This is a genomic window from Phenylobacterium sp. (genome assembly GCF_016124325.1).
GTDB lineage: Bacteria > Pseudomonadota > Alphaproteobacteria > Caulobacterales > Caulobacteraceae > Phenylobacterium.
Genome location: NZ_WGNY01000029.1, coordinates 92262 through 99443, shown reverse-complemented (window position 1 = coordinate 99443; position 7182 = coordinate 92262). Strand labels below are relative to the sequence as shown.

General features: G+C 68.7%; 4 protein-coding genes. 1 reads left to right on the top strand and 3 read right to left on the bottom strand.

The annotated features are described in order from the left end of the window. Positions 1-440 (top strand): hypothetical protein (locus tag GC203_RS17000; RefSeq protein ID WP_293457026.1); only part of this gene is annotated, 440 nt, incomplete at its 5' end. Between the two features lie 117 nt (positions 441-557). Here GC203_RS17000 and GC203_RS16995 read toward each other — a convergent pair. The 3 genes from GC203_RS16995 to GC203_RS16985 form a co-directional block, all read right to left on the bottom strand. Further along, positions 558-1127: a pyridoxamine 5'-phosphate oxidase family protein gene (locus tag GC203_RS16995; protein ID WP_293457023.1), complete on the bottom strand. Its 570-nt coding sequence runs from the start codon at positions 1125-1127 to the stop codon at positions 558-560. Between the two features lie 88 nt (positions 1128-1215). Further along, positions 1216-5196 (bottom strand): hypothetical protein, encoded by a 3981-nt coding sequence (locus tag GC203_RS16990; RefSeq protein WP_293457020.1) that lies wholly within the window; start codon positions 5194-5196, stop codon positions 1216-1218. 7 nt (positions 5197-5203) lie between these two features. Beyond that, entirely contained in the window at positions 5204-7180 is a 1977-nt protein-coding gene (locus GC203_RS16985; RefSeq protein ID WP_293457017.1) for a hypothetical protein, read from the bottom strand. Positions 7181-7182 lie beyond the last annotated feature (2 nt).

Sequence of the window (7182 nt, the reverse complement as noted above, 5' to 3'; positions counted from 1 at the left end):
GGTCCGAGCACGAACGCCCCGAGGCCGAACGGCTCGAAGACGAACTGGTCGACGCCCTGCACGAGGCCTTCGACGACCCCGCCTTCGAGGACCTGCCCCTCGACGCCCAGGTCGAAGCCGTCGTCCGGCGCCTGAAGCCCGCGCCAACGCCCCCTCCGGCGCTGCGCGCCACCTCCCCCGTCGTCACGGGGGAGGAGCCTGTCCGCACCACCCGCTCCTCCCCCGCCTCCGCGGGGGAGGTGGCGTCCCGGCCTCAAGCCGGGACGACGGAGGGGGCCTCCCTCCACCCCCGTCATCCCGGGCGGAGCGAAGCGGAGACCCGGGACCCAGCATCCCCGCCCGTCGAGCCCCCCTCTGACGAAGAATCGCCCGAGCCCTACCTGATGCCCTGGGAACGCGCCCCGCCCGGCGCCCGCTTCCCCGGCGGTTCCGGCTGGTAGCCACACCCCCGCGTGTCATCCCGGTTTCGGCCAAAGGCCGAAGACCGGGACCCATGAACACCCGATCGTCCAGGCAAACCCACGGCGGCCCACGCCGGCGGGCGCGGCGTCGCGCCCCTACCGGTCCGCCGTCGCGATTCCCGGCGCCAGGAGGCCCGGGAGTCCGTCGATCGAGGCCTTGTTGCTTTCGTAGCGTCGGGCCGCCCATTCGTCGTGCGGCCTCGCGTCGACCCAGCGCCGCAGTTGGTCGCGCTCGCCTTTGAAGTCGAAGAACGGAACGCCCCAGCCGCAACTGTCGGAAATCCGCGTGAGGCGCACCGTGACGACCGAACGAGCCCTCTCGAAGCCTGGAAACAGCTGCATCTTCTCGGCGAAGCAAGGCTCGTCGAAGCCGCAGCTCTCGCCGCGTCCGTAGAGGCGCAGGATCAGAGCCGGGCCCTCGAAGGCGCAGAACATCAGCGTGATGCGCCCGTTCTCGCGCAGGTGGGCGTGGGTTTCGATGCCCGAGCCGCCGAGGTCGAGGTAGGCGACCGTCCTCGGGTCGATGATGGCCAGGCTGTCGTAGCCCTTGGGCGAGAGATTGACCGACCCATCCGCCGAGAGCGGCGCCGTCGCCACGAAGAACAGCTTCTGGCGACGGATGAAATCGATCAGCTTGTCGTCGAGGCGATCGTAGGTGGCGGCCATGCGTACTCCTCCCGGCACCCCAAGATCCCGTCACCCAGGCGCCCGGGCCCGCATCGTCACGGCCGGTCGAACCCGTGGTCGGGGCGTCCTACCGATCGGCCGTCTGGACACCCGGCGGCGGGCCGAGCCAGGCGTTCATGTCCACCTTGTCCGACACGCGGTAGGGCCGGCCCCAGGCGTCCATGAAGAACCGCTCCATCTCGGGCCGGGTGAAGGGCCGCGAGCCCAGCCGGCCGAAGATGGCGATCTGGCCGCCGGTCTCGTCCACCGCACGGTCGCGGTCGAGACCCTTCGACATCGCCAGCGCCGGCGTCGGCGTCTTGGCCCAGGCGATCAGCTCGGGCTTAGGCGCCGGTGAGAAGCCGTAGAAGTTGGGCTGGCTCTCGGGGCTGGTGAGTTGCAGCACCTTCATCCCGTTCCTGCCGTCGGCCACGTAGGCGAACAGCGAGGCGTTGGTGGAGCCCACGATCACGTCCTGCGCGTCGTTCAGCGCGCCGCCGGCCGTGAACCGCTCATAGACGGCCGGCTTCTCGGGCCGCGTCACATCCACGATGACCAGGCCCTCGCGGCCCGCGGCCACATAGGCGTAGGTGCGCGCCACATAGACCCGCCGCGCGTCGGCCAGCGGGATGGTCGCGCCATCCACCAGCCTCGGCTGGTCGAGATGGGTGACGTCCAGAACTTCCAGGCCGCGGGCGTCGGTGACCCACAGGTAGCGGAACTGCAGCGCCGAGCCGCGCACGTCGGGCAGCGCCACCGTGGTCACCAGCCGCGGCTTCAGCGGGTCGTCGAGGTCCACCACCACCAGGCCGGCGTCGGCCGCGATATAGGCGAAGTGGCCGCCCAGGGTGATGTGGCGCGCGCCCTTCAGCACATCGCCCGGGTTCCAGGTGACGGCGCGCTTCAGCCGGTTGTTGCGCGGATCGCGGTCGGCGAGGGTGTTCACGTTCACGAGGATCAGGCCTTCCTCGGAGTCGGTGATCACCGCGTACGAATAGATCGGATGGAAGGTCTGCTCCTGGTTGATGTGGAGCAGGCTGTCCTCCTGCCCCGTCATCGGATTCTTGAGCATCGTCTTCTGCATCGCCTCGTTGCGCTCGGGGGCGATGTTCTGATCGGTCGGCAGGGCCATGCAGGTGGCGTTCTTCGTCGCCACGTGGGTGTCGTGGCCCAGCGGCGAGAACGGCGCGGTGACCACCCGTTCCGACACCGACTTGTTGCCGATGTTCGCGGCGTCATAGACGCGGAAGCCGCCCTTGCCTTCGGCGACGAACATGTACTCGCCGCGCAGCTGCAGGCACCGGGCCGCGTCGTCGGTCTTGTGCACGATGTTGGCGATGTACTCGGCGCCGTCCTCCTCGCCGCCGCTCAGGCCCTTGCCCTTGGCCAGCGGCCCGCCGCGCACCCAGGTCTTCAGCTCGCGCTTATTGTCCTCGACGTGTATGCGGTAGAAGTCGGGATAGGCGTACTTCTGCAGGTACGAGCCGAACACCGCCTGCGGCTCGCTCCATTCCGAAACCCGCACCGCCTCGATTCCGCCGCCCAGGCCCACCCAGGCGTTTTGGCCGACGAAGTTCACCCAGTTGGTCCCCAGCAGCAGCAGCTGGGCCATGATGGCGTTGTTGTCGTTGGCCTCGGAGACGTGGCAGTCGCTGCAGGTCTTGGTCTCGGTCGTCCGCACCGTGTGCGGGAAGTGGGGCGCGAAGGCCTGGCTGGAGAAGCCGCTCGCCGCGATCGGCGGCTGCTGCACATAGATCCGCTCGCGGTTGACGTTGGTGGACGACAGCACCAGGGCCGACGACGAGCGCACGGGCGCGATGGTGGCCCCCTTCGTCGTCATGTGCTTGCCCAGCTGGTACATGTCGTCCCGCGCGACCTGCGGGTTGTAGGTCGCGTAGTTGCGGGTCTCGATGCCGTCGTACTTGTGGCTGCTGGTCTTCCAGTTGGCCTCGATCGGCAGGTGGCAGCCCGCGCACGCCGTCGTCCACGACGTATGGCAGGCGAAGCACTCCATCTCGTCGTCGTTGTGGGCGCGCTCTTCGGGCTTCACGCCCGGGCCCCACGCGAACGGCTTGCCGTCCTTGCTGATCTTCGACATCAGCTTCGCCCGCGCCGCGCGCGGATTGTAGTCGGGGCTGGCCGGATCGACCGTGTCCTTCACCAGGTGGATGCGCCACTCCAGCTTGGGATCCAGCAGCGAGCGCTGGACCAGCACCTCGCGGCCGCCCTCCTCCACCCACTCGAACCGGCGCTGGCCGTCGGGGTTGCGCAGGACGCTGAGGTCCGCGCCGTCCTTGTCGGCCGCCGGCCCCGAGGTGCGCAGCGTCGGATAGGCCGAGGTGGTGCCGTGGCAGTCCTTGCAGCGGATCTGCACGGCGTTGGCGACCTCGCCGAAGATGAAGCCGGTGCCGTGGCTGTCCTGGGCGAAGTGGCAGTCGGCGCACTGCATGCCAACCTCGGCGTGGATATCCATCATGTGGACGGTCTTGCCGGGGTTCACGCCGATCGGGGTGAACTCGCCCTCGCCCTTCTTGCGCCACTTCTCGGGGTCGTCGTTGGCGACGATCTTGCCCTCGGCGTCGAGCAGGTTGCCCGCGCGGTCGCGCTTGAAGATGCCGCGGAAGTTCCAGCCGTGGCCGTGGTAGTCGGCGAACTGGGTGTCCTTCAGCTTGGCGTTCAGGTCGAAGACGTTGCGCAGGAAGTCGAGGTCGGCCCACAGGCCCCGCGGCGCGGCGCCCTCGGGGTTGCGGTCGAGGACCTTCCGCATCTCCTCGGTGGTCGGGTACTTCTGCCGCTCCGGCCACATGAAGGGCGCGTCGGCCTCGTAGTCCCACATCGTGTAGCCGAGGTAGGTGTTCAGGAACATGTTCGGCTGGTGCATGTGGCAGTTCATGCACTGGGCCGTCGGGATCGAGCGCGTGAACGCGTGCTGGATCGGGTGGCCCGGCTCGTTCCTCGGGATCGTCGGGTCAACCGTGGCCGTCTCGCCGTCGCGGCCGTACTTGGCCCAGGTCAGGCTGGCCGGCGCCTCGCGGTTGTTGGCGTAGACCACGTGGCAGCCGCCGCAGCCCGAGGTGCGGTAGTCGCCCGGCTGGTCGTTGGTGCCCATGAACCACATGAACGGGTCGTTGAGGCGGGTCTTGTGGATGTTCAGGACCGGGATCGCGACGCGCAGGCCCGTGCCCAGGCCACGGTTCGACTGGCGGATGTCGGGCCGGCCCGGCTCCTCCAGGCGCTGGAGCTGGCCGGTCGAGTCCGGCAGGCCCACTTCGGCGAACTGGCTGTTGATGTTGCGCCCGCCCCGCTCGAACACCCGGAACACGTCGCCCGGCGGCGTCACGTGCCACGTCGGCAGCGGATACATCGTCGGCAGCGCGCCGCGCTTGGCCTGCTCGGGCGTCACCTGGCCCGGCGGATCGCCCGGCGAAACCAGCCGCGCCGGCTCGCCGTCCTGGGTGTAGGCCTCGCCGAGGACGTAGTTCTTGTAGGGCAGGATGCCGTTGTTGTAGGCGCCGCCGCCGAACAGCATCGCGCCCGTCGACATCAGCGAACGCTCGGCGCGCTCGATGATCTCCATGTGGCACGCGCCGCAGGCCATCCGCGCGACGCGGTAGTCCGACGGGTTCACGAACCGGACGAACTCGGGCGCCTCGCGGTTCAGGAGCGTGTAGCTCTGCTTCGGATTGGCCGAGCTGGGGAAGTGCCAGCTCTTCGGATACTTCGGCAGCACGTGGGCGCGGTCGCGCAGCCGCACATACTCCGCCGAGGTCGCGGCCAGACCCTCGGGGGCGATCACATTGGCGTCGCCGCCGTGGCAGCTCACGCAACCCAGCTTCACCGACGGCGTCATGTGCATCGTGGCCGCGTCGGACTTGGTGTGGCACGAGACGCAGCCCTTGCTGGCCGCCTCGACGTCGGCGTCGGTCATGCCGTCGCGGGCCGCGGGCGCCATGACGTAGTGGCGCTTGACGGGCTTCTCCGCCTCGCTGGCCTTCAGCGACAGGGGCGCGAGCACGACCAGCGCCGCCAGCGCCGCCATCCTCAGCCATTTACCCCTGAATTTCAGCATCTTGTCCCTAGAAAGTCAGAATCGCGTTGAATAAGACTGAATAGTATTGCTTGTCGCGATCGCGGTTTTCGAACAGGTCGTTGAAGCCCTTGCCCGGATCGAACACCGCGCCCGACAGGCGCAGGACGATGTTCTGGGTCATGAGCGGCCGCCAGATCGCCGACACCGAGGCGTCCCATCCCAGCGACTTCGGGATCGAGCCCTCCTGGCGGAGATTCTGCAAGACGGCCGTGTTGACGAACGACAGATGGTTGAGGTTGGCCGTCAACCGCAGCTCGGGCAGCACGTCGAAGTCGGCGCCCCCGCCCAGCAGCACCGTGCCGGGGTTGTTGAAGTTCGACTGACCCTCGTCGCGCGACGAGCGGAGGTCGTTGAGCACGCCGTTGCGGGAGTTCACGAAGATCAGCCGCCCGCCGCCCGCGAACGGGATCGTCTGGCGGATCCAGTAGCTGGTGTCGGAGCCCGCGAACTGCGGGTTCTCCTGGATCGCGTCGAACCCGTGCTCGGTGTTGTCGAAGGGATCCTTGTCGCCCGAGGCGTAGAGACCCGACAGGCGCACGCGGACCCAGTCGAAGTCGATCGAGGGTTCGGCGGCGGCGAACCAGCTGCGGATCTTGGCCTTGCGGTTGGTGAAGATCGAATTCCGGTCCTCGCCGAACGCGCCATAGACCGACGCCGTCAGGTTCACCCGGCCGAAATGGCCGTCGCCGTTGTAGCCGACGTAGGTGACGTCGTAGTCGCGCCCGCGCAGATCGCCCAGCAGCGCCGGCCGCACCGGGAAGCCGTTCTTGTCGATGTGGATGTCGTCGGCTTCGCGGTTGCGGTTGTAGACGACCGTCACCTGCGACGTGAACCCGGGCACCGGCAGGTCCTGGCGGTAGAGGTTCGCCGCGAAGATCCAGTCGTCGCGCAGGTTCTGGCCCACATCGTTCAGGCCCGAATTGGTGTCCTTCTCCACCCGCTTGAAGGCGGCGAGGTTGTACTGGAAGCGGTTGTTGTCGCGGTTGCCGAAGAACCGGATCCCGAACTGGTTGTCCTGGAACAGGAAGCCGCGGAAGTCGGTCGAGAACGGCTGGATGCCCACCCGCACGCTGTCGAAGTCGAACCGGTCCGAGACGTTGCGGATGTGGTAGTCGACGAACGCTTCCTGGACGCCGATGAAGTTGTCGTAGCGGTGCGAGGGCCGGCTGGGCTCGACGTAGAGCACCCGCTTCTCGGGCACGTCGACGTAGTTGTCCTGCGCCGCCAGGGTCAGCCGGAACTCCAGCTTCGGCGGCTCGTAGGCCGTCGACCCCTGGATGAGCGAGATCCCGGCGATGAAGGTCTGGGCGACGACCAGGCTGGTGTTCTTGCCGAAGACGTCGATGCTCCCGGCCCGTTCGGTCGTCTGCACGCCCACGGGGATGGGGAAGCTCCGCGGCTCGATCACCGTGTCGGACACGCCCGTCACCGCGAAGAACCAGTCGTGCGTCCCCTTGATCGGGATGTCGCCCTTGAAGAAGTTCTGATTGTAGGGGTCGAACCAGCGCGGGCGGGTGACGCCCAGCGCGCCGGCGAGACGCCACCGGTCGGGCACCGGGAACTCGTCGCGCGGGAACGCCTCGGGCGGCGGGGCGCGCACGGCGCCGGGATTGTCCTGCACCACGGGCGCCGGGAAGGTCTCGATCCGGCCGGGGCGGCGGCGGCCCTCGATGGGCGCTTCGTCGGTCGGCGGCGCGCCCGTGGACGGTTCGTTCTCGGCGTTTTCCGCGGGCTGGTCGGCTGCGGCCGCGTCCACGGCGACGCCCACCGGCGCGGCCGCGGGCGGTGAACAGGCGTCCAGGACGTCGTCGATGGTCTGCGGCCGCCCGGTCGTCACGTCGACGTTCATCCCGCCCAGGATGTCGTCGATGGTGAGCGCACGCTGCGGCGCGCGCTCGGCGGCCTCGGCCTGCCCCGCGAGAGCGGCGAACGCCGTCAACGCTAGCAGTGAAGCCGTGCGCATGC